Origin of the sequence: Streptomyces sp. NPDC046977, assembly GCF_040644455.1 — a bacterium.
Taxonomy (GTDB): Bacteria; Actinomycetota; Actinomycetes; order Streptomycetales; family Streptomycetaceae; genus Actinacidiphila.
Genome location: NZ_JBEYWO010000004.1, coordinates 158271 through 179538, shown reverse-complemented (window position 1 = coordinate 179538; position 21268 = coordinate 158271). Strand labels below are relative to the sequence as shown.

Sequence of the window (21268 nt, the reverse complement as noted above, 5' to 3'; positions counted from 1 at the left end):
GGAGCCACCCATGGTCTCTCCCGAAGCACGCAGCGGTTCCGGCCGTACCGGCCCGCGGGCCGTGACCGCCGACGACCGGCGGCAGGCCCGCGCGGCGCTCACCGCCGCGGCCGGCGCCGCACGCGCCGGTCTCGCAGATGCCGAACGCGACCACGCGGCACTCGCCGACGACTGCGTCCTGGACGCGGCCGACGAGGCCGAGCGGACGACCCGGTCCCAGGGGATCGCCGACCGCGCGGAGCACGCCCGCGAGGAACTGCGCCTCGCCGCCGAGGCGCTGGGCCGGCTCGACAGCGGCGACTACGGGACCTGCGTCTCCTGCGAGCGGCCCATCGACCGGGAACGCGTCCTGGCCCTGCCCCTCGTCCGGCACTGCATCGACTGCGCCGCGGCCGCGCGGCGCTGATGCGCGCGAGCCGAGGTGCGTGCGACACGCCGTCCTCACCAGCGCCGACGTAGGCTGGCAGAGCCCGCCCGGCCGGTGTGCGGCCTTCGGACCGCATGACGGCGCCGGCTGGGCGAGCTCGGACCTCCGGAACGGGGGCCGGTCAGCCGCGGTCGGCGGTCCCGCCCCCGGACGGGGCGGAGGTGTGCTGCACGCCGCCGGGACGCGGGGCGCGCCCGGTGTCCTCGACGCTCCGCCGCGCTGCGTCCGCGACGGCCTCGCCCGTGATCCCGAACTCCTGGTAGATCCGCTTGTAGTCGGCCGAGGCCCCGAAGTGCTCCAGGCTCACGATGCGTCCGGCGTCGCCCACCACCTCGCGCCAGCCCTGGCCGACCGCGGCTTCGACACTCACCCGCGCCCGGACGGCCGGCGGCAGCACCTCGTCCTGGTACGCCTGGTCCTGGGCGGCGAACCACTCGCGGCACGGCATCGACACCACCCGTACGGTGCGGCCCTCCGCGGTGAGCAGGCCGCACGCCTCCAGGGCGATCTGCACCTCGGAACCGGTGGCCACCAGGACGACGTCCGGTTCCGGCCCCGGTCCCCGGTCGGTCAGCACGTAACCGCCCCTGGCCGCCTCGCCGGCGGGGGCGAATCCCGCACCGGGGCCGCGGTCCAGGACCGGGAGGTTCTGCCGCGTGAGGATCAGCGCCGCCGGCCGGTCCTTGTGCTCCAGGACGGTACGCCAGCACACCGCGGTCTCGTTGGCGTCGGCGGGCCGCACCACGTCGAGACCCGGGATGGCGCGCAGCGCGGCCAGGTGCTCGACGGGCTGGTGCGTGGGGCCGTCCTCGCCCAGGCCGATGGAGTCGTGGGTCCACACGTAGATCGTGGGCAGCTTCATCAGGGCGGCCAGGCGCACGGCCGGGCGCATGTAGTCGCTGAAGGTCAGGAAGGTGCCGCCGTAGGCACGGGTGAGGCTCTGCAGGGTGATGCCGTTGAGGATCGAGCCCATGGCGTGCTCGCGGATGCCGAAGTGCAGGGTGCGGCCGTACGGTCCGCCCTTCCACATGTCGGTCTGGTGCTCCGCCGGCACGAACGACGGCTCGCCTTCCATCGTGGTGTTGTTGCTCCCGGCGAGGTCGGCGGAACCGCCCCACAGCTCGGGCAGCACCCCGGCGAGCGCGGTGAGGACCTTCCCCGACGCCTTGCGGGTGGCCATGCCCTTCTCGTCCGCGGGGAACTCCGGGATCGCGTCCGCCCATCCCTTCGGGAACTCGTCGGCCAGCAGCCTGCTCAGCAGGCGGTCGTTGTCCGGGTGGGCCGCGCGCCAGGCCTCGAAGCCCTCCTGCCAGCGCTCGTGCTCCTGCCGGCCGCGCCCGCCGACCGCGCGGGCGCGCTCCAGGACGGCGTCCTCGACCACGAAGTCCCTGCCGGGGTCGAAGCCCAGGACCTTCTTCGTGGCCGCGACCTCCTCGTCGCCCAGGGCCGAGCCGTGGGCCTTGCCCGAGTTCTGCTTGGTGGGCGCGGGCCAGCCGATGACGGTGCGCAGCACGATCAGCGACGGGCGGCCGGTCTCCCGCTGCGCGGCGCCGACGGCCGCGAGGACCGCGTCGACATCCTCGACGTACGCGCCGGTACGGGTCCAGTCGACGGTCTGCACGTGCCAGCCGTACGCGGCGTAGCGGGCGGCCACGTCCTCGCTGAAGGAGACGTTGGTGTCGTCCTCGATGGAGATCCGGTTGGAGTCGTAGAACACCACGAGGTTGCCGAGTTGCTGATGGCCGGCAAGGGAGCTCGCCTCGGAGGTGACGCCCTCCATGATGTCGCCGTCCGAGGCGATCACGTACACGTGGTGGTCGAACGGGCTGCTGCCGGGGGCCGCGTCGGGGTCCAGCAGCCCGCGCTCGCGGCGGGCGCCCATCGCCATGCCGACGGCGCTGGCCAGGCCCTGGCCCAGCGGGCCCGTGGTGATCTCCACGCCCCGGGTGTGCCGGTACTCGGGGTGGCCGGGCGTCGCCGAGCCCCAGGTCCGGTAGGCCTCCAGGTCGGAGAGCTCCAGCCCGTACCCGGACAGGTACAGCTGGATGTAGAGGGTCAGGCTGGAGTGCCCGCAGGACAGCACGAACCGGTCCCGGCCGAGCCACTGGTCGTCGGCCGGGTCGTGGCGCATGACCCGCTGGAAGAGCAGGTACGCCAGCGGGGCCAGGCTCATGGCCGTGCCCGGATGGCCGTTGCCCACCTTCTGCACGGCGTCCGCGGCGAGCACCCGGATGGTGTCGACCGCGCGCACGTCCGTCGCGTCCCACCCCGCCTCCGCCGCCACCGGGGTCGGCAGGTCCCGGTCCCGCTCGAAGACCGTTCCCTCGGACTGCCGGCTGGTCATACCACCACTCCCTCGCTCACTGACGGACCCGCGCGGGCGGCGCCGCACACCGCCGCCTCCTGGACGACGCGTACCCCCGCGTCGGGGCCGAAACGTCGGCCCCCTCCATATGACGTGAGGATGCGGCCTCGCGCGACCGCGCGCGGCTCTGCGCGCCGGAGGCCGCGGGCGCACACTGAGGGGGCGCGAGCAGCCGGACGCAGCCGGACGAGATGGAGGGGCATGGACGGCACGGCCCACGACCCGTACATCCGTGTGCGCGGCGCCCGTGAGCACAACCTGCGGAACGTCGACGTGGACATCCCGCGCGACGTCCTGGCCGTCTTCACCGGGGTCTCCGGTTCCGGCAAGTCCTCGCTGGCCTTCGGCACCGTCTACGCCGAGGCGCAGCGCCGCTACTTCGAGTCGGTCGCCCCTTATGCCCGGCGGCTGATCCACCAGGTGGGCGCCCCGGCCGTCGACGAGATCCTCGGGCTGCCGCCGGCCGTCGCGCTGGAGCAGCGGCGCGGCTCCGCGACCTCGCGCTCGTCCGTCGGCACCGTGACCACGCTGTCGAACACACTGCGGATGCTCTTCTCCCGCGCGGGCCGCTACCCCGAGGGCGCGCCGCGGGTGGACTCGGACGCCTTCTCCCCCAACACCGCGGCGGGCGCCTGCCCGGTCTGCCACGGCCTGGGCCGCGTGCACCGGGCGACCGAGGAACTGATGGTGCCGGACCCGTCGCTGAGCATCCGGGAGGGCGCGGTCGCCGCCTGGCCCGGCGCCTGGCACGGCAAGAACCTGCTGGACGTGACGCGCACCCTGGGCCACGACGTCGACCGGCCGTGGCGCGACCTGCCCCGCGCGGACCGGGACTGGATCCTGTTCACGGACGAGCAGCCCGTGGTGACGGTGCACCCGGTGCGCGAGGCGGGCCGGATCCAGCGCCCGTACCAGGGCACCTTCCAGAGCGCCCGGCGGTACGTGATGCACACGTTCGCCGACTCCAAGAGCCAGACGCTGCGGGCCCGAGCGGAACGCTTCCTGGAGAGCTCGCTCTGCCCTGCCTGCGGCGGCAGCCGGCTGCGCCCCGAGTCACTGGCCGTCACCTTCGGCGGACGGACCATCGCCGAGCTCAACTCCCTGCCGCTGGCGGGCCTCGCCGAGGTGCTGCGGCCGTCCGCGCGGGGCCGCGTGGACGACCTTCCCGAAGGCCCCGAGCGGCAGATCGCCACGACCCTGTCCGCCGATCTCGTGGCCCGCGTGGAGGTGATCACCGAACTCGGCCTCGGCTACCTGAGCCTGGACCGGACGACCCCGACGCTCTCCCCCGGCGAGCTCCAACGGCTGCGCCTCGCCACGCAGTTGAGGTCGGGCCTGTTCGGGGTCGTGTACGTCCTGGACGAGCCGTCGGCCGGCCTGCACCCGGTGGACACCGAGGCGCTGCTGACGGTGCTGGTGCGGCTGCGCGAGGCCGGCAACACCGTCTACGTCGTCGAGCACGACATGGACGTGGTGCGCCGCGCCGACTGGATCGTCGACGTCGGCCCGCTGGCCGGCGAGCACGGCGGCCGCGTCCTGCACAGCGGGCCGGTGGACGCCCTGGCGTCCGTCGAGGAGTCCGCCACCCGCCGTTTCCTGTTCGCGTCCGGGCCCGACGCCGCGGCCGGGCGCACCCCGCGCGAGCCGGCGGCGTGGCTGCGCCTGGACGGCGTCACCCGGCACAATCTGCGCGGTCTGGACGTCGCGCTGCCCCTCGGGGTGTTCACGGCGATCACGGGGGTGTCGGGGTCGGGCAAGTCGACGCTGGTCGGCGTCCTCGGGGCGGTCCTGGCCGAGCGCGTGGGGCCGGACGGAACCGGCGCCGCTGACGCGGTCGGCGACGACGGCGGGGCGGACGGCGGCTCCGCCGCTCCCCCGGCCGGTGTCACCGCCCACGGCGTGGAGGCCGTGGACCGCCTGGTGCAGGTCGACCAGAAGCCGATCGGCCGTACTCCGCGCTCCAACCTGGCGACCTACACAGGGCTGTTCGACGCCGTGCGCAAGCTCTTCGCCGCCACCGACGACGCGCGGCGGCGCGGCTGGAAGGCGGGCCGCTTCTCGTTCAACGTCGCCGGAGGACGCTGCGAGACCTGCCAGGGCGAGGGCTTCGTCGCCGTGGAACTGCTCTTCCTGCCCGGCACGTACGCGCCCTGCCCGGTCTGCCACGGGGACCGCTACAACGAGGAGACGCTGGAGGTCCGCTACCGGGAGCGGAACGTCGCCGAGGTCCTGGGCATGACCGTCGACGCGGCGGCCGAGTTCTTCGCCGACGTCCCCCCGGTCGAGCGCAGCCTGCGCACCCTGCGCGAGGTGGGCCTCGGCTACCTGCGGCTGGGGCAGCCGGCGACCGAGCTGTCGGGCGGTGAGGCGCAGCGCATCAAACTGGCCTCGGAGTTGCAGCGCGGCCGCCGCGGGCACACCGTCTACCTGCTGGACGAGCCGACGACGGGGCTGCACCCGGCCGATGTGGAGCTGCTGATGCGGCAGTTGCACGGACTGGTGGACGCGGGCCACTCCGTGTTCGTGGTCGAGCACGAGATGGGCGTGGTCGCCGGCGCCGACTGGGTGGTCGACCTGGGCCCCGGCGGCGGTGACGCGGGCGGCCGGGTCGTCGCCGCCGGACGGCCCGCGGAGGTGGCCCGGGCGCCCGGGAGCCGGACGGCGGAGTACCTGGCGCGCCGGCTCACGGGCTGATGCGCGCGGCGCCGTGTCGCATACCGTCGGACAGTACGACATGACACACAATGTCCCGGTGTCCCGCGGGCGACCCCGACGTCCGCCGACCCCTTGGAGGACCGGCATGGGTACCACCGTCGCGGACGTCATGGTCGCCGCCCTCGCGGCCTCCGGGGTGCGGCGCGTCTACGGCCTGCCGGGGGACTCCCTCAACGGCTTCACCGACGCGCTGCGCCGCAACGGCTCCGTGGCATGGGCCCATGTACGGCACGAGGAGGCCGCCGCCTTCGCCGCCGCCGGTGAGGCGGGCGTCACCGGCCGGCTCGCGGTGGCGGTCGGCAGCTGCGGCCCGGGCAATCTGCACCTGATCAACGGCCTGTTCGACGCACAGCGCAGCCGCGTCCCCGTACTGGCGATCGCCGCGCAGATCCCGCGCGTCGAGATCGGCGGCGGGTACTTCCAGGAGACCCATCCGCAGGACCTGTTCCGCGAGTGCAGCGTCTACTGCGAGATGGCGTCCACGCCGGAGCAGGTGCCCCGGCTGCTGCGCATCGCGATGCGCACCGCGCTGGAGCGCGAGGGCGTCGCGGTCCTCGTCGTCCCCGGTGAGCTCTTCCTCGCCGACGGCTCCCTGCCCGGCACCCCGCGCCCGGTGATCGGCACGCACTCGCACGTACGGCCCGGCGACGCGGCCCTGGCGCGCGCCGCCGAAGTGCTCAACGCGGCGGACCGGCCCGCGATCCTGGGCGGCGCGGGCTGCCGCGACGCCCACGACGAGGCGGTCGCACTGGCCGACGCCCTCAAGGCGCCCATGGTGCACTCCCTGCGCGGCAAGGACTGCCTCGAGTACGACAACCCCTACAACGTCGGCCTGACCGGGCTCATCGGCTACAGCTCCGGCTACCGCGCGATGGAGCACTGCGACGCGCTGCTCATGCTCGGCACGGACTTCCCGTACCGGCAGTTCTACCCGGGCGCCGACGTGCCGGTCGTCCAGGTCGACGTGCGCGGGGAGAACATCGGGCGGCGCACCCAGGTGGACGTGCCCCTCGTCGGCACCGTCAAGGACACCGCCGCGGCCCTGCTGCCGCTGCTCCGGCCCAGGAGCGACCGGTCCTTCGCGGACCGGATGACCGGCCACTACCGCGACGTCCGCGCCCACCTGGGCCATCTCGCCGAGGGCGGTTCGTCGGACGGGCCCATGCACCCGCAGCACGTCGCGGCCGCCGTCGACCGGATCGCGGCCCCGGACGCGGTCTTCACGGCGGACGTCGGCACCCCCACGGTCTGGGCGGCCCGCTACCTGACGATGAACGGGCAGCGGCGCCTCGTCGGCTCCTTCAACCACGGCTCCATGGCCAACGCCCTCCCGCACGCGATCGGCATCCAGGCGTCCCACCCGGGCCGGCAGGTCGTCGCCTTCTGCGGCGACGGCGGTCTGACGATGCTCCTCGGCGAGCTGATCACGCTGCGCCAACTGGACCTGCCGGTGAAGGCCGTCGTCTTCAACAACAGCGCGCTGGCCTTCGTGGAGCTGGAGATGAAGGCCGCGGGCATCGTCAACTACGGCACCGGGCTCGCCGACGCCGACCTCGCCGGAATCGCCCGCGCGGCGGGCCTGTTCGGCGCCCGCGTCGACCGCGCCGACCAGCTCGGCGAGGCCCTGGCGGACGCCTTCGCGCACGACGGACCGGCCGTGGTCGACGCGCGTACGGCCCGTCACGAGCTGTCCATGCCGCCCAAGATCACCCTCGAACAGCTCAAGGGGTTCACGCTGTTCGCCACGCGCACGATTCTGTCGGGCCGCGCCGACGAGATCGTGGAACTCGCCAAGACCAACCTCCGCGAACTGCGGATCGGCTAGCCGGCGCGGGGCGCGTCACCCCTCGCCCAGCGTGCGCAACGCGTCGGACATCCGTCCCAGGTGGAGCGAGATCGGGCCGAGGGTGAACAGACCCCCGCCGGCGCCGGCGAGTTCACCGGCGGCGGGGAGCAGGCGGTCGTGAGCGCGCCGGAGGGCTCCGCGGTCGCCGAGACGGAGGGCGGCGTGGCCCTCCAGGACGCAGCACGCCTCGTACAGCAGGTCGGGCGGCGGTTCGGGGAGTGCGTGGAGGGCGGCGCGGGCATCGGCGGGCCGGCCGTTCGCGAGCAGGGTGAAGGGCTCGGTCCAGGGGCGGAACGGGCCCCAGTCGAGGCCGGGATCGATGTCCGCCGGATCGATGGACGGCGGCTCGTCGGAGGCGAGCCGCAGGGACAGCAGCGCGAGCGGCAGCAGACCGCCCTCGAGGCCCGGCATGCCCGCACCGTGCAGGCGCGCGGCGGCGGCACGGTACGCCGTCGCGGCCTGGCCGGGGCGACCGTGGGCGGCGAGTCGCATCGCCCGGTACCACTGGGTGAACACACCGGCCAGCGGCAGTTCGTGGCGTTCGGAGAGCGCGTCGGTGGCGTCGGCGTGCCGGTCGGCCGTGGCGAAGTCGGCGAGGGCGGAACGGGCCTGGACGCGGATGAGATGGCCGAGCACCTCGTAAGTCACCAGGTCGTGCCGGGAGGCGAGTTCGACGAGTTCGGCGCCGATCGCGTCGCGCCGCGGTGCCAGGCCGGCGCGCGTGCAGGACTGCATGAAGGTGCCGTTGAGCGCGAAGGCCAGGAGCGCCGGGTCGTCCAGGCGGCGCGCGATCGCCTCCGCCTCCCGGGCGGCCTCAGGACCGCGGGGCGAACGGACGCCGCGCGTCTCCACGGCGATCGTGGCGAGCAGGCGGCAGCGCGCGGCGTCCTGCGAAGGGCCGGACGAGGGCAGTCCCGCGAGCGCCCGCTCGGCGGCGGCGACGAGGCGCGCGGCGAGTCCGGGGTCGTCGCCGCGGGTCCAGATCGCGGGGACGTCGTACGCGCCGATGACACGAGCGGTCAGTTCCGGGTCGCCCATCTCCTCGGCGGCCGTGACCGCCGCAAGGCGGTGCTGCCGGGCCTCCTCCAGGCCGCCGCCCCCGGTGACCGCGAGATTCCTGATCAGACCCACGGTCGCCGCCAGCCGGGCCCGGGCGCCGGTGGCGACGGTGCGGTCGTAGGCGGCGGCCGCCCGCGTCCACAGCCGGGCCGCCGTCGCGGCCGGCTCGGCCGGCAGGTCCAGGCCGGGCGCGTGGGCGAGGACGTCCGCCTCCAGACGACGCAGTGCCGGGCCGGGGTCCATGCCCAGCACGTCGGCCGACACGGACCGGGCCTCGCGCAGGGCCGCCAGGGCGTCGCCCTGCCGGCCCTGCCGGTACAGGGCGAGCACCAGCAGCCGCCGCGCCTCCTCGCGCAGAGGATGGCCGGACAGCAGCGCCTCCAGCCCGGGGGCGGCCTCCGCGGCGCGGCCGAGGGCCAGCAGGGCCCCGGCCCGCCGCTCCTCCGCCTGGAGCCGCAGCTCGGCGAGGCGCGAGCGCTCCGCCCGCGCCCAGCCCTCGTCGGCGAACTCGGCGTAGGCCGGACCGCGCCACCACGCGAGGGCGTCCTCCAGCCGGGTCAGGGCCCGCTCCGCCGGCAGACCGGCCGCCGCGGCGACGGCCGCCTCGAACCGCCAGGCGTCCACGGCGTCCGGTTCCGCACGCAGCGCGTAGCCCGGCCCCTCGGTGACCAGCAGGCGGGACGGGGTACGCGGCGGGCGCTCCGGCTCCAGGGCACGTCGCAGGGCACCGACGAACGTCTGCACGGCGCCCACGGCACCGGGCGGCGGATCCGCCCACAGGTCCGCCACCAGGCGGCCGACGGGCACGACACGGCGGCGGGCGACGATCAGCCGGGCCAGCACGGCCCGGTGCCGCGGTCCCTTCAGGGCGAGGGGGCCGGCGCCGCTCTCCGCGACCACAGGTCCCAGCACGCCGAACGCGACCCGTTCCATCGCCACCTCTCCGCATGTCCTGCCGCCACGGTACGCGGCGGACGGGGGCCGCCCGGGCGCGGACCGCTGCGGTCCCGGTGCCGGTCCGGTGCTGACCGGATGCTGATCCGCGCCCGGCAGGCTCAGGGAAGGCACCCCGCCGCACCAGCCGAAAGGACCTCTCATGACACCCGTCATCCCCGGCTTCGACTACCGGACCGTCCCCGCCGCCGACGACGTCGCGCTCAATGTCGCCGTCGGAGGCTCCGGCACCCCGGTCGTCCTGCTGCACGGATTCCCCCAGACCCACCTGATGTGGCGGCATGTGGCCGTCGACCTCGCCGCCGACCACACGGTCATCTGCCCGGACCTGCGCGGCTACGGCGCCAGCGACAAGCCCGCGGAGAACCCGGAGGGCACGGCGTACTCCAAGCGCACGATGGCCGCCGACGTCGTCGCCGTCGCCCGCGCGCTGGGGCACGAGCGCTTCGCCCTGGCCGGGCACGACCGCGGCGCGCTGGTCGCGTTCCGGGCGGGCCTGGACCACCCGGAGGCGGTCACCCACCTCGCCTCGCTGGACGTACTGCCCACCCTCGACATGTGGGACGTGATGCACGGCACCAGCGCCGCCGTCGGCTTCCACCTCTACCTCATGGCCCAGCCGCCCGGACTCCCCGAGCGGATGATCGGCGCCGCTCCGGACGCGTTCTTCGGCCACTTCCTCGATCTGTGGGCGCGTGACCCGCACGCGATCCCCGAGGACGTCCGCGCCGCCTACCTCGCCGCGTCGCGCGCGGCCGTCCCCTCCGTCGTCGCGGACTACCGCGCCTCGGCCGGGATCGACGTCGCGCACGACCGCGCCGACCGCGAGGCCGGCCGTCGGCTGGAGATGCCGGTGACCGTGCTCCAGCAGGACTGGGGCGCCGTGCTCGGCTTCGACGCGGCCGCACGGTGGGCCGCGTGGGCGGCCGATCTGCGTCATGTGAAGGTCGATTGCGGCCACTTCATGGGCGAGGAGGCTCCGGGGGAGGTGGTGAAGGCGCTGCGGGAGCTGCTGGCACGCTGACGCGTGTGACGGTGCGCCCCTTTTCCCGCCCTCCCGCCCGTGTGCCCTGTGAAGTCAGGGCGCCCCGACGCCAGTTGTTGGGGGGCCGGGTGCGGGGCCTCCGGGGCTGCACGTCCTGGACTGGATATTTACGTGCGTTTCCAGTGCCTTCGACTGTTCACCCCGGGTGCCGCACACAAATATGCCGAACGTCCAGGACATCCACCCCTACGGCCCCGCCCCCTCCGTCTCGTCCCGCGCCTGATCCCCGGTGGGTGGGCAGAGACGGCACCGTGCTCAGGCACCCGTAGGCGCAGCGCTGTCCAAGTGCGCAGCCGTCACCGCCAACAGACACCCCACCGGCCGTAAGCCGCCGCAACGACCCCGGGAGGGGGTGCGCCGGGGTCCTCCCCCGGCCGAAGGTTGGGGGAGGGCGGGAGGGAGGGGAAACAACCTGGGGCGTCGGGCGCGCACCGTCGCCGGAGGCGACCACTTGGGCCCGATCACCGGCGGCGGCACGGGGGCCCCGGATAGGCTCAGGCATGCGATCTCGTACGGGCGGTATGTGGTGGGGGACGACGGTCGAGGCGCCGGACCCCGGCGGTTTGGCGCGGTTCTATGCGGCACTCCTCGATTGGCACCTCGGGCACGAGGAGCCGGGCACCGCCGTCGTGGCCTCCTCACCACAGGGACCGTTCCTGGTGTTCCAGAAGGCCGAAGGCTTCCACGCGCCGGTGTGGCCGCCGGCCGGTGGCGATCAGCGCCCGATGATGCACTTCGACTTCCAAGTGGGCGACCTGGACTCGGCGGTGGCCGACGCGGTCGCCCTGGGGGCCACCGTCGCGGAGTTCCAGCCGCAGGAGCACGTCCGGGTGCTGTTCGACCCGGCCGGCCATCCCTTCTGCCTGTGCCGCGACGACGCCTAGCTCAGGCCCACGTCCTGGGGACCACCGTCTCCGTGCGGTGACGACCCGTCAAGTGCCGTCTTTTCTTGCAGGGTTCCGCGGGCGTAAACCTGTTCGACGCGGTCGCGTGGGTGGGAAAGATCACCCCGCAAGGGCTGCCCCTTACTCCGGGTTCTCGCGCCAGGATGCGGTGCCTCCCCACCCGGGCGGTCTCGACATGCCGGCGGGGCTACCGGCCCCCTGGAAGAACCGCAAGGAACGCCCCTTGAGATCATCACCGAGACGCTGGAGCGTGCTCGCCGTCGCCGGCGCCGCCGTTCTGTCCCTGGCACATCCCGCCATCGCGTCCCCCGATTCCCCCACCACCGCCCCGGCACAGAGCAATGTGCCGCCCGGCTCCCATTCCGTCACCCTGATCACCGGCGACGTGGTGACGACCCGTCAGTCCTCGGGCAAGGGCGGCACGGTCGACGTGCGCGCCGCCGCGGGCGGGCCCGCCGAGGCGCACGTCATGGAGTCCGGCGGCGACCTGTACGTCTTCCCCGAGGCCGCGTTGCCCTATGTGGCGGCCGGCACGCTCGACCGGCGCCTGTTCAACATCAGCGACCTGGTCGCCGACGGGTACGACGACGCGCACCGCGACCGGCTGCCGCTGATCGTCTCGTACACCGGCTCCGCCACCGGCCTGCGCGCCACCGCGCCCGCCGGCGCGACCCGCGTCCGGGACCTGAGCAGCGTGCAGGGTGCCGCCCTGACCGAGGACCGCGACCGCTCGGCCGACTTCTGGCGGGCCGTCACCGCGGCACCGGCGGACGTGGCGAGGAAGACGGCCGGGAGCGGCGCGCCGGCCTTCGGTGCGGGCATCGCCCGTATCTGGCTCGACGGCGTGGTGAAGGCGGACCTCGCCGACACCACCGCCCAGATCGGCGCGCCCACCGCGTGGGCCGACGGCGACACCGGACAGGGCGTGGACGTCGCCGTCCTGGACACCGGCATCGACGCCGAACACCCCGACTTCGGCGGGCGCATAGCCGCCACCGACAGCTTCGTCCCCGGCGAGGACGTCACCGACCGCAACGGTCACGGCACGCACGTCGCCTCCACCATCGCCGGCACCGGAGCGGCTTCGGGCGGCAAGGAGCGGGGCGTCGCCCCCGGTGCGGCGCTCCACATCGGCAAGGTGCTGGCCGACACCGGTCAGGGCCAGGACTCCTGGCTGCTGGCCGGCATGGAGTGGGCCGCGGTCGACCAGCACGCCAAGATCGTCAGCATGAGCCTGGGCAGCCAGGCCCCGTCGGACGGCACGGACCCCGTGAGCCAGGCGGTGAACCGCCTGAGCGCCGAGACCGGCACGCTGTTCGTCATCGCCGCCGGCAACTCCGGTGCGCCCGACACGGTCAGCGCGCCCGGCGCGGCGGACGCCGCGCTCACCGTCGGCGCCGTGGACTCCTCGGACGACCTGGCGTGGTTCTCCAGCCAGGGCCCGCGGGTCGGCGACGGCGGTCTCAAGCCGGAGATCACCGCCCCCGGCGTGGACGTGCTCGCGGCGCGCTCGCAGTACGCCGCCGAGGGCGAGGGCAGTTACCAGACCCTCAGCGGGACCTCGATGGCCACTCCGCACGTCGCGGGCGCCGCGGCCCTGCTCGCCGCCGCCCGGCCCGGGCTGACCGGCGCGCAGCTGAAGGACCTCCTGGTCAGCAGCTCGAAGCAGACCCCGCAGTACGACGCCTTCCAGGCCGGCAGCGGCCGGGTCGACGTGCCCGCGGCGCTGCGCGCCGGCGTGTTCGCCTCGGCGACCGCCTTCGCGGGTGCGAGCGACGGCGCGGTGCAGCGCCCGGTGACGTACACCAACACCGGTGGTTCCGCGGTCACACTCGGCCTCTCGGTGCAGGCCCCGAACGCCCCGGCGGGCCTGTTCGGGCTCTCCGCCTCGAAGGTCGTCGTCCCCGCGCACGGCACCGCCGCGGTGACGCTCACCATCGACGCCGCCAAGGCCACGGGCAGCGGCCACTGGACGGGTCAGATCCTGGCCACCGACGCCTCCGGGGCCGTCGCCGCGCACACCGCGGTGTCCCTCGGCGACGCGGCGCACAAGCTGACCGTGGTCCTCAAGGACGGCCACGGGAACCCCATGTCGGGTGTGGTCGAGCTGCTCAGGTCCGGTGAGTTCGGCCCCGAGTTCTGGATCGTCGACGAGTCCGGCGTGCTGGAGACGTACCTGCCCGACGACGTGTACTCCGTGCTGTCGTTCAAGGCCGTGGAAGGCGTGCACGGCCCGCACTCGATGGGCATGGCGCTGCTGGGCGACCCCGAGGTCGTCATGGACCGCGACAGGACCGTGACGATGGACGCGCGCAAGCTCCGCCGGGTCGACATGACGACTCCGCGGTCGACCGAGACGACCTACCAGCGGCTGGAGTACAACCGGTCGATGGGCGGCGGCACCTGGCGCGACTACATGGAGACCCAGACCAGCTACGACAGCCTCTGGGCCCAGCCGACCACCCATGACGTCAAGCACGGCGACTTCTGGCTCGGCGCCCGCTGGCGCAAGGAGCAGCCGGTGCTCGCCGTCTCGACTGCCGGCGGCGCCTTCACCGACGTCCTGCGGCAGGACGCGGTCACCCCGCTGGCCGAGGGCCACTACCGGTTCCCGCTGGTCTCCGCGGGGAACGGCGCGGCCGCGGACTGGGCGCGGATCGACGCGCGCGGCAAGGCCGTGGTCGTCCGCCGCAACGACGCCGTGGGCGACGCCGAGCAGGCGACCGCCGCGGTCGCGGCCGGTGCCAAGCTGCTGCTCGTCGTCAACAACGAGCCCGGCCGCCAGATCCGCAGTTACGGCCCCGACTGGCAGACGGCCGCCGGCCTCGACGTCGCGCTGCTCAGCACGGACGAGGGCGAGCGGCTGCTGCGGCAGGCCACCGCTCGCGGAGCCGTGCTCACGGTGGACTCCCAGCCCAACAGCCCCTACGTGTACGACCTGATGTGGACGTGGCACAACCGTGTCCCGGCCGACCTGGTCGTCGAGGGTTCCTCGAAGAACCTGGCCCGCGTCGACGTCGCGTTCGACAGCCCCGACCCGTCCCTGGGCGGCGGCGAATGGCGCTACGACTGGCCCGTGTACTCGAACTGGGGCATCGGCCTGACGACGCGGGAGGACATGAACAGCGACCGCGTGGACTGGGTCTCCACCGGCAGCGGCAACTCCTGGGGCCAGGAGGCGTACGTCGACGGCCTGATCTACGAGATCGAGCCGCGCACCACCTACCGGCCCGGCAGCACCCAGGCGCAGGAGTGGTTCAAGCCCGTCGAGCGGCCGCACCTGAACGACAACTACAAGCTGCCCACCCGCAGCGGGAGCCGGCTCAACCTCGACGTTCCCGCGTGGGGCGGCTCCGACCACGTCGGCATGTCCATGGACTACGACCGCATGCGGCAGTCCCTCACCCTCTACCAGGGCAGCACGCGACTGGCGGTGGGCTCGTACACCACCGTCGCGGCCGACGCGCCCGCCGCCGGCCGCCTGCCGTACCGCCTGGTGCTGGACGGCAGCCGGGACGCCTCGGTGAGCCCGTACTCCACCGGCACGCACACCGAGTGGGGCTTCACCTCCGCGGCGCCGGCCGGGGACGGCTCGGCGGTCCTGCCGCTGATCCAGCTCGACTACGGGGTCGACACCGACGCGGAGGGCCGGGCCGGCCGCCACGCCGAGGTCGCGGTCTCGGCCGCGCACCTGCCGGGTGCGGCGGGCGCGGGCACCATCGCCCCGGTCACCGTGGAGTTCTCCTACGACGACGGGCGCACCTGGCGGAAGGCCGACTGCGCGCACGACGGCCGCTACGCGGTGGCACCGCCGAAGCACGCCGGCTTCGTCTCACTGCGGGCCACCGCCCGCGACTCGGCCGGGAACACCGTCACCCAGTCGGTGATCCGCGCCTTCGGTCTGCGCTGACGGCCCCGCCCGTACGGGCGTCGGTACGACAAGTCGCCTGTAATCAGACGCACTTGGCCGACGCCCGTACGGCGGTGCCCCCCGAGCGGTACCGTGACCGCGGGTCGGCAGATACGCGCTCCCCCGTCCGTATCTGCCGGCCCGCCTCGCGTGCTACGGGCGGACGGTCTCCGGGGAGACCCAGCGGCTCCAGGCGGGGATGGACTCCCGGGCCTCGGTCCATCCGGCCGGGAGACCCGAGGTCCCGGTGCGGGCCGCGACGACGCCGCCGGCGATGGCGCACGTGGTGTCGCGGTCGCCCCATCCGGCGACCGTCTGCCACAGCGCCTCGGGCAGGTCGTCCAGATGCCCCGCCGCGGACCACAGCGCGAACGGCACCGTGTCCGGGCCCGACATCTGCATTCCCGAGCCCAGGACGGACGCCGCGTGGCGCACCGATGTGTGCCCGGGGAAGCGCGCGGCGACCAGCAGGCCGGAGCGCACGTCGCTGTCGGGCAGGTGCGAGGCGACCTCCCGCAGGAACTCGTCCCGCGGCGGGGCGTCCTGGCCGTCCCCTGCCGCCGCCAGCGCGGCGGCCACCGCGACGGCCTCGGCGCCTGCCACCGCCTCCGGGTGGGCGTGCGTGGTCAGCGCCGACAGCCGGGCCTGCCGGGCGGCCTCCGCCAGGTCGTCCCGGAACCACGCGCCGAGCGGGGCGACCCGCATCGCCGCGCCGTTGCCGTAGGAGCCCTGCCCGTCGAACTGCCCCGTGGTGACGGCCCTGAAGTCCTCGCCGTCGCCGATCCGCCGCAGCACCGCGTGCATCGACCCGCCGTACTTGCGCGCCGGGTCCCGCTCGTACTCGGCGGCGAACTCCCGCGCCAGCTCGTCCGGGCGGACCTCGCCGTGCGCCGTCAGGTGCGCGAACAGCACGAAGGCGGTGGCGGAGTCGTCCGTCCACAGCCACGGCGCCGGGCGCGTCTCCCGCGCGGCCCACTGCTCCTCGGGGGACTCGTCGGAACGCGTGAACCAGCTGTCGCCGAAGGCGTCGCCCATCACCAGACCGTCCAGACTGGCGCGGGCGTGCCACGTACCGCTCATCACAAGAACCTTTCGAACGACTGCCGGAACCGGCATTGTCGTCGCAGGTCCCCCGCGGACGCGAACGGATTCCCGCAGGCCGGGGCCGGTCCGGCGCCCCGCGCGGCTCACGCCGTACGGGGCGCCGCACCGGGCGGCGTCCGCGCCTACCCGGTGACGCGGAACTCGTGGCTCCCCGCGCCCACCGTGAAGTGGGCGTGGCCACCGCTGCGTTCACCGGCCACGGCTCCCGCGGGCGGGTGGACCCGCTGCCGTCCGCTCACCGGTACGAGGACGTCGGCGGTCGACCCCACCGGCACCTCGACGCGCAGGGTGAAGCGATCGTGCGCCCGGGTCCACGACGAGGCGATCCGGCCGAGCGGCGACTGGACGTGGGCGGAGGCGTGGGTCAGGCCGCCGACCGTGTGGGGGCGGATGGTCACCTTCGTGTAGCCGGGCGCCGCGGGTTCGATGCCGGCGACGTCCTGGTAGAGCCAGTCGTCGACCGTGCCCATGAAGGCGTGGTCGTGCGAGCGCGAGTTCGCGTTCCACTCCTCCCACATGGTCGTGGCGCCCAGCCCTTCGAACCAGTAACCCCAGCCGGGGTAGGTCGGGTTGGTGGCGACCGTGTATGCCAGGTCGGCGTGCCCGGCGTCGGTCAGGACGGGCAGGAGCACCTTGGTGCCGAGGGCGCCGGTGTCCAGGTGGTCGCCGCGCGCGTGGATGTCCTCGACAAGGTGGTCGGTCACGGTGCGGCGGTACTCCTCGGGCACCAGCCCGAAGCTCAGCGGCAGCAGGTTCGCCGTCTGCCGGTACCCCGCGGCCCTGTTGTCGTAGTAGACCCCCTCGTCCGGGTCGTAGAAGGCCGCGTTGAAGGTGTCCTTGACCTGCGCGGCGAAGGCGCCGAAGTGCCGTGCGTCGGCGTCGTGGCCGAGCGCCCGCGCCATCGTGGAGAGCCGCGTCGCGGTGAGGTAGAGGTACGCGGTCCCGGACAGCCGGGTACCCTCCGGTGCGCCCGCGCCCTCCGGGGAGAGCCAGTCGCCGTAGCTGAAGCCGGTGTAGATGCCGCCGGTGCCGGCGATGTCGTGCTCGTAGTGCTCCAGCCACGCTTTCATGGCGCCGTAGTTGTCGGCGACCGCCTTCGTGTCGCCGTAGTACCAGTACAGGTCCCAGGTGCCGAGGACGAGGCTGGCCGACCAGATGGGGTCCTTCACCTGCTTGCCGGACTCGGTGGTGGGGACGGTGGGGCCGATCGAACCGTCGGCGTTCTGGTCCTCGCGGTGCGAGCGCATCCAGCTCTCGTAGAAGTTTTGCATGTCGAAGTTGGCGATCGCCGAGTCGGCGTACAGGAAGCCGTCGGCCGTGTAGGGCCGCTTCTCGTACATGGGCGTGTCGGTCGGGATCGAGTGCAGATTGTTCAGGATCGTGTCGGCCTGGGCGTCCTGGTAGCGGTTGAGCAGGTCGCTGGAGCTGCTGAAGTCACCGGTGGACGCCACCGCCGTGTGGACCCGCATGCCGTCGACCGACCGCAGGGTGACCCCGTCGGGAACGACGACCTGGGCATAGCGGAATCCGGCATAGCTGTAGCTGGGCTGGTACTGCTCCATCCCGTCGCCCTTGAGGGTGTACGTGTACCTCTGCAGGGCCATGCCGAAGGCGCCGGTGTTGTCGACAGTGCCGTCCGCGCGCAGCTTCTCGCCGTAGGTGACGGTCACCGTCGCTCCGGCGGGTCCCTGCACCCCGATCCGCGCCCAGCCGGCAGTGGGGCTGCCGTAGTCGTAGACGTGGGTACCGGCGGCCGGCGTCGTGGTGTGCACGGCCGCGATGCGGTCGGTCACCTTGACGGGCGGAAAACTCTCCGAGCGGAGCGTCCCCGTGGGGCCGTCGACCTTCAGCGCAGGACGCCAGGTGCCGTCCTCGAAGCCCGGGCGGTCCCAACCGGGCTGCTCCGCACGGGCGTCGTAGGTCTCCCCGAACCACAGGGACTGGTTGGTCGTCGGCCCGTCCGCCACCTTCCACCCGTCGCCGCTGAGCACCTGCCGGTGCGTTCCGTCGGTGTAAGTGATGTCGAGCTCCAGCTTGAGCTTGGGCTCGCCCCACCAGGACGACGCCTTCCACTCGTCCGGGTCGGTCATCGCGTAGAAGCCGCGGCCGAGGCTGACCCCGATGGCGTTGCCGCCGGTGCGCAGCGCGTCCGTGACGTCGTACGTCGAGTACAGGACGGTCTTGTCGTACACCGTGAACCCGGGCTCGAGTTCCCGGTCGCCGACGCGCCGGCCGTTCAGGTAGAGCTTGTTGTACCCCAGGCCCGCGATGTGGACGCGTGCCGACGCGACGGGCCGGTCCGCGGTGAACTCCTCGCGCAGCAGCGTCTCGGGCGGCGGCGGGGCCGACACCGACCGGCCCCAGGGGCCCGCACCGTAGGCGGCGGCCGCCAGGGCGGACGGCCATGCCGCGTCGTCGTACCCGGGCTGCTCCCAGCCGTCCGGCGCGGAGCCGGAGGCCTTCCAGGCGCTGTCGGTGACGATGTCGGCGGGGGCTCCCGTCCCCTGGAAGTGCAGGCTCCCGAGCACGCCCGCGGGCCCCGGGGCGGTGTTCGCCGCCTCGACCGCCAGCACGTTGCGGCCCGCGCGCAGGTACGGCGCGATGTCGACGACGCCGGCCGTCCGCCAGGAGTCGGCGACGCGCGGCGAGGCGGTCACCTCGGTGCCGTTGACGTAGAGCGTGAAACGGTCGTCGGCGGTGAGCTGCATCTCCGCCGAACCAATCCGGGCATCGGCGGGCAGGTCGAAGGTGCGGCGCACGTAGCGCGTCCCGACGGGGGCCGAGTCGGCGGGGTTGCCCTCGGGATACCAGATCCACCGCGCGTCGTCGAGGCGCAGCGTGGGCGCCTCCGCGTGCGCCCCGATCCATGCCCCGCGGAAGTCGTCCGGATCGACGAACGACGTCTCGAATCGGGCCTCGTCACTCCACGGCGAGGCCTTTCCGAAGCCGTCCCAGACCCGGACACGCCAGTAGTAGCGCGCACGCGAGGCGAGGCCGGGGCCGCCGTACGTCACGTCGAAGGAGCGCGAGGAGCGCACGCGCCCGCTGTCCCAGACGTCCGCCCGGCCGCCGTGGGACGTCGACACCTCGATCTCGTAGGCCGTCTGCCCGGCGTCCGTGCGACCGGCCGCACCGCGGCCCTCTGTCACCTGCCAGCTCAGCCGCGGCCGCGGGACGTCGATGCCCAGCGGCCGGACCTGGTGCTCGACTTCGAGCCCGCTCACCACGAACGCCGTCCCGCCCGAGGTCCGGTCCTGCCGAAGACCGTGGACGGGTGCCCCCACCGCGCCGGGCGTCGCGCCCAGCCCCGAGACGGCCGCCACGAGCGACACCACCAGCCCGGCGGTGATCCTGCGCTTCCTCAACGCTTGCTCCCCTCGATGACGCACGGTTCGGCGCGCGGCGGTATGCGGCCGCACAGAGTGAAACGTTTCATTCGGTTGGCATGCCCACTCAACCACAGGCGTCGGGAGACGGACAAGGTGTCGTCGCCCGGGGGCCCGACGCCGCACGCGATCCCATGTCCGCTTGACCTTCACATTAATGGCAAGGTTTAGCGTCTTCTCCACGAACGGAAGGCGGACCGGACGGCCGGGCGATGGCTCACGGCCGCCTCCGGCGCGGACGGCGGCACCATATCGACCGCGCCTTGGACGCACCCCGGATTGTCGAGAGAGGCGTCACCATGATGACCATCGGCGAGCTTGCCGACAAAACAGGGGTCACCCCGCGCATGCTCCGCTATTACGAACAGCAGGGGCTGCTCACTCCCTGGCGCGGCAGCAATGGGTACCGGCAGTACGGGAAAGCCGAATTGGCCCTCGTCCTGCATCTGCGCGAACTCATCGAGTCGGGACTTCCCACGCGCCTTGTACGTACCGTGCTGCCCTGGATCGGGCCTCAGGACCCGAAATCCCACGCCGCTTGCAGCGGGCTGGACAAAGACGAGGTCACGGCCCTGCGGGAGCACATCGAGAACATCGACCGCCGCATCGAGGTGCTGTCCCGCAATCGCGCCGCCATCAGCGAGTACCTCCGCCTGATGAGCGTGGAACCGCACGGCCGCGGCCGGCACGGCAACCGACTTGACCTTGACACTAACGTCAATCCCTAGCGTCGGCCGAGCAGTGATATTCGGCTGAATCGCAACAGGAGACATTCTCATGCCCAAGGTTTTGACAGGACAGACCGCGCTCGTGACCGGAGGATCGCGGGGCATCGGTGCCGAGATCGCCCGCGGACTGGCACGCGAAGGGGCCAGTGTCGCCATTACCTACCGGAATTCCCGCGAGCAGGCGGAAAAGGTGGTCGCGGAACTGGTCGCCATGGGCGCCAAGGCGATCGCCCTTCAGGCGGACCAGGCCGTTCCCCACGAGGCGTCGACCGCCGTCGAGCAGGCCGCCGAGTTCCTGGGCGGCCGGATCGACGTGCTGGTGAACTCCGCCGGGGTCGCCGTCATGGGCACGGTCGACCAACTGGACCTGGAGCTTCTCGACGGGGTCCAGCGGATGATGGCCACCAACGTCATGGGTACCGTGGTCACCACGCACTCCGCGACCCGCTTCCTCCCCGACGGCGGCCGCGTCATCCTGATCGGAAGCATCGTCGCCCACCGCATCCCCACGCCCGGCGTAGCCGAGTACGCGGCGAGCAAGGCGGCGATCGACCAGCTCGCCCGCGGATGGGCACGGGACCTCGGCCCGCGCGGCATCACCGTCAATGTCGTGCAGCCCGGGGGGACCGACACGGACATGAACCCGGCGGACGGCCCCTTCGCGGCGACCCAGGTGGCGATGACCCCCCTCGGCCGCTTCGGCACCACCGGCGATGTCGCCAAGGCGGTCGTCTTCCTGGCGAGCGAGGACGCCGCGTTCATCACCGGCGCGCTGCTGACCGTCGACGGCGGATTCAGCATCTGAGCCGGGAACCGCGCCCCTG

General features: G+C 73.5%; 12 protein-coding genes. 8 read left to right on the top strand and 4 right to left on the bottom strand.

The genetic code is table 11. The features are described from left to right. Positions 1-10: 10 nt before the first annotated feature. Positions 11-406 carry a TraR/DksA C4-type zinc finger protein gene (locus ABZ883_RS08215; protein WP_360903454.1) on the top strand — a complete coding sequence of 132 codons (396 nt, stop codon included), beginning with the start codon at positions 11-13 and terminating at the stop codon, positions 404-406. A 142-nt stretch (positions 407-548) separates the two neighbouring features. Here ABZ883_RS08215 and tkt read toward each other — a convergent pair whose 3' ends face one another. Beyond that, entirely contained in the window at positions 549-2771 is a 2223-nt protein-coding gene (tkt, locus tag ABZ883_RS08210; protein ID WP_360903451.1) for a transketolase, read from the bottom strand. 222 nt (positions 2772-2993) lie between these two features. Here tkt and ABZ883_RS08205 point away from each other — a divergent pair, with 222 nt between their 5' ends. Together ABZ883_RS08205 and poxB are read left to right on the top strand one after the other, a co-directional pair. Further along, positions 2994-5486, top strand: coding sequence for an excinuclease ABC subunit UvrA (locus ABZ883_RS08205; RefSeq protein ID WP_360903448.1), 2493 nt, complete (start codon positions 2994-2996; stop codon positions 5484-5486). A 106-nt stretch (positions 5487-5592) separates the two neighbouring features. Then, positions 5593-7332, top strand: a complete 1740-nt coding sequence (poxB, locus tag ABZ883_RS08200; RefSeq protein ID WP_360903445.1) for a ubiquinone-dependent pyruvate dehydrogenase — start codon at positions 5593-5595, stop codon at positions 7330-7332. 15 nt (positions 7333-7347) lie between these two features. Here poxB and ABZ883_RS08195 read toward each other — a convergent pair whose 3' ends face one another. Beyond that, the gene (locus ABZ883_RS08195) at positions 7348-9345 is read right to left on the bottom strand and encodes a BTAD domain-containing putative transcriptional regulator (RefSeq protein WP_360903442.1); all 1998 of its coding nucleotides are present in this window, start codon (positions 9343-9345) and stop codon (positions 7348-7350) included. 163 nt (positions 9346-9508) lie between these two features. On the opposite strand from ABZ883_RS08195, the gene ABZ883_RS08190 reads away from it, so the two are divergent. From ABZ883_RS08190 to ABZ883_RS08180, 3 genes are all read left to right on the top strand, one after another. After that, positions 9509-10390: an alpha/beta hydrolase gene (locus ABZ883_RS08190; protein WP_360903439.1), complete on the top strand. Its 882-nt coding sequence runs from the start codon at positions 9509-9511 to the stop codon at positions 10388-10390. Positions 10391-10911: 521 nt separating this feature from the next. Continuing rightward, a complete protein-coding gene (locus ABZ883_RS08185; protein WP_360903436.1) occupies positions 10912-11295 on the top strand; it encodes a VOC family protein in 384 nt (127 codons plus the stop codon). Between the two features lie 244 nt (positions 11296-11539). Next, positions 11540-15226: a S8 family serine peptidase gene (locus ABZ883_RS08180; protein ID WP_360903433.1), complete on the top strand. Its 3687-nt coding sequence runs from the start codon at positions 11540-11542 to the stop codon at positions 15224-15226. A gap of 153 nt (positions 15227-15379) precedes the next feature. On the opposite strand, the gene ABZ883_RS08175 is transcribed toward ABZ883_RS08180, so the two are convergent. Beyond that, entirely contained in the window at positions 15380-16306 is a 927-nt protein-coding gene (locus ABZ883_RS08175; RefSeq protein ID WP_360903431.1) for an ADP-ribosylglycohydrolase family protein, read from the bottom strand. A gap of 146 nt (positions 16307-16452) precedes the next feature. Beyond that, a complete protein-coding gene (locus tag ABZ883_RS08170) occupies positions 16453-19695 on the bottom strand; it encodes a family 78 glycoside hydrolase catalytic domain (RefSeq protein WP_360903428.1) in 3243 nt (1080 codons plus the stop codon). Between the two features lie 320 nt (positions 19696-20015). Between ABZ883_RS08170 and ABZ883_RS08165 the strand changes: the two genes are divergently transcribed. Both ABZ883_RS08165 and ABZ883_RS08160 read left to right on the top strand, forming a co-directional pair. Continuing rightward, entirely contained in the window at positions 20016-20444 is a 429-nt protein-coding gene (locus tag ABZ883_RS08165; protein ID WP_360903425.1) for a MerR family DNA-binding transcriptional regulator, read from the top strand. Positions 20445-20493: 49 nt separating this feature from the next. Continuing rightward, positions 20494-21249, top strand: coding sequence for an SDR family oxidoreductase (locus ABZ883_RS08160; protein WP_360903422.1), 756 nt, complete (start codon positions 20494-20496; stop codon positions 21247-21249). The last annotated feature ends 19 nt before the right edge of the window (positions 21250-21268 follow it).

Bases quoted from the DNA above. Each gene is read 5' to 3' on its own strand.
- ABZ883_RS08215 (WP_360903454.1), top strand. From the start codon at position 11: ATGGTCTCTCCCGAAGCACGCAGCGGTTCCGGCCGTACCGGCCCGCGG.
- tkt (WP_360903451.1), bottom strand. From the start codon at position 2,771: ATGACCAGCCGGCAGTCCGAGGGAACGGTCTTCGAGCGGGACCGGGAC.
- ABZ883_RS08205 (WP_360903448.1), top strand. From the start codon at position 2,994: ATGGACGGCACGGCCCACGACCCGTACATCCGTGTGCGCGGCGCCCGT.
- poxB (WP_360903445.1), top strand. From the start codon at position 5,593: ATGGGTACCACCGTCGCGGACGTCATGGTCGCCGCCCTCGCGGCCTCC.
- ABZ883_RS08195 (WP_360903442.1), bottom strand. From the start codon at position 9,345: ATGGAACGGGTCGCGTTCGGCGTGCTGGGACCTGTGGTCGCGGAGAGC.
- ABZ883_RS08190 (WP_360903439.1), top strand. From the start codon at position 9,509: ATGACACCCGTCATCCCCGGCTTCGACTACCGGACCGTCCCCGCCGCC.
- ABZ883_RS08185 (WP_360903436.1), top strand. From the start codon at position 10,912: ATGCGATCTCGTACGGGCGGTATGTGGTGGGGGACGACGGTCGAGGCG.
- ABZ883_RS08175 (WP_360903431.1), bottom strand. From the start codon at position 16,306: ATGAGCGGTACGTGGCACGCCCGCGCCAGTCTGGACGGTCTGGTGATG.
- ABZ883_RS08165 (WP_360903425.1), top strand. From the start codon at position 20,016: ATGATGACCATCGGCGAGCTTGCCGACAAAACAGGGGTCACCCCGCGC.
- ABZ883_RS08160 (WP_360903422.1), top strand. From the start codon at position 20,494: ATGCCCAAGGTTTTGACAGGACAGACCGCGCTCGTGACCGGAGGATCG.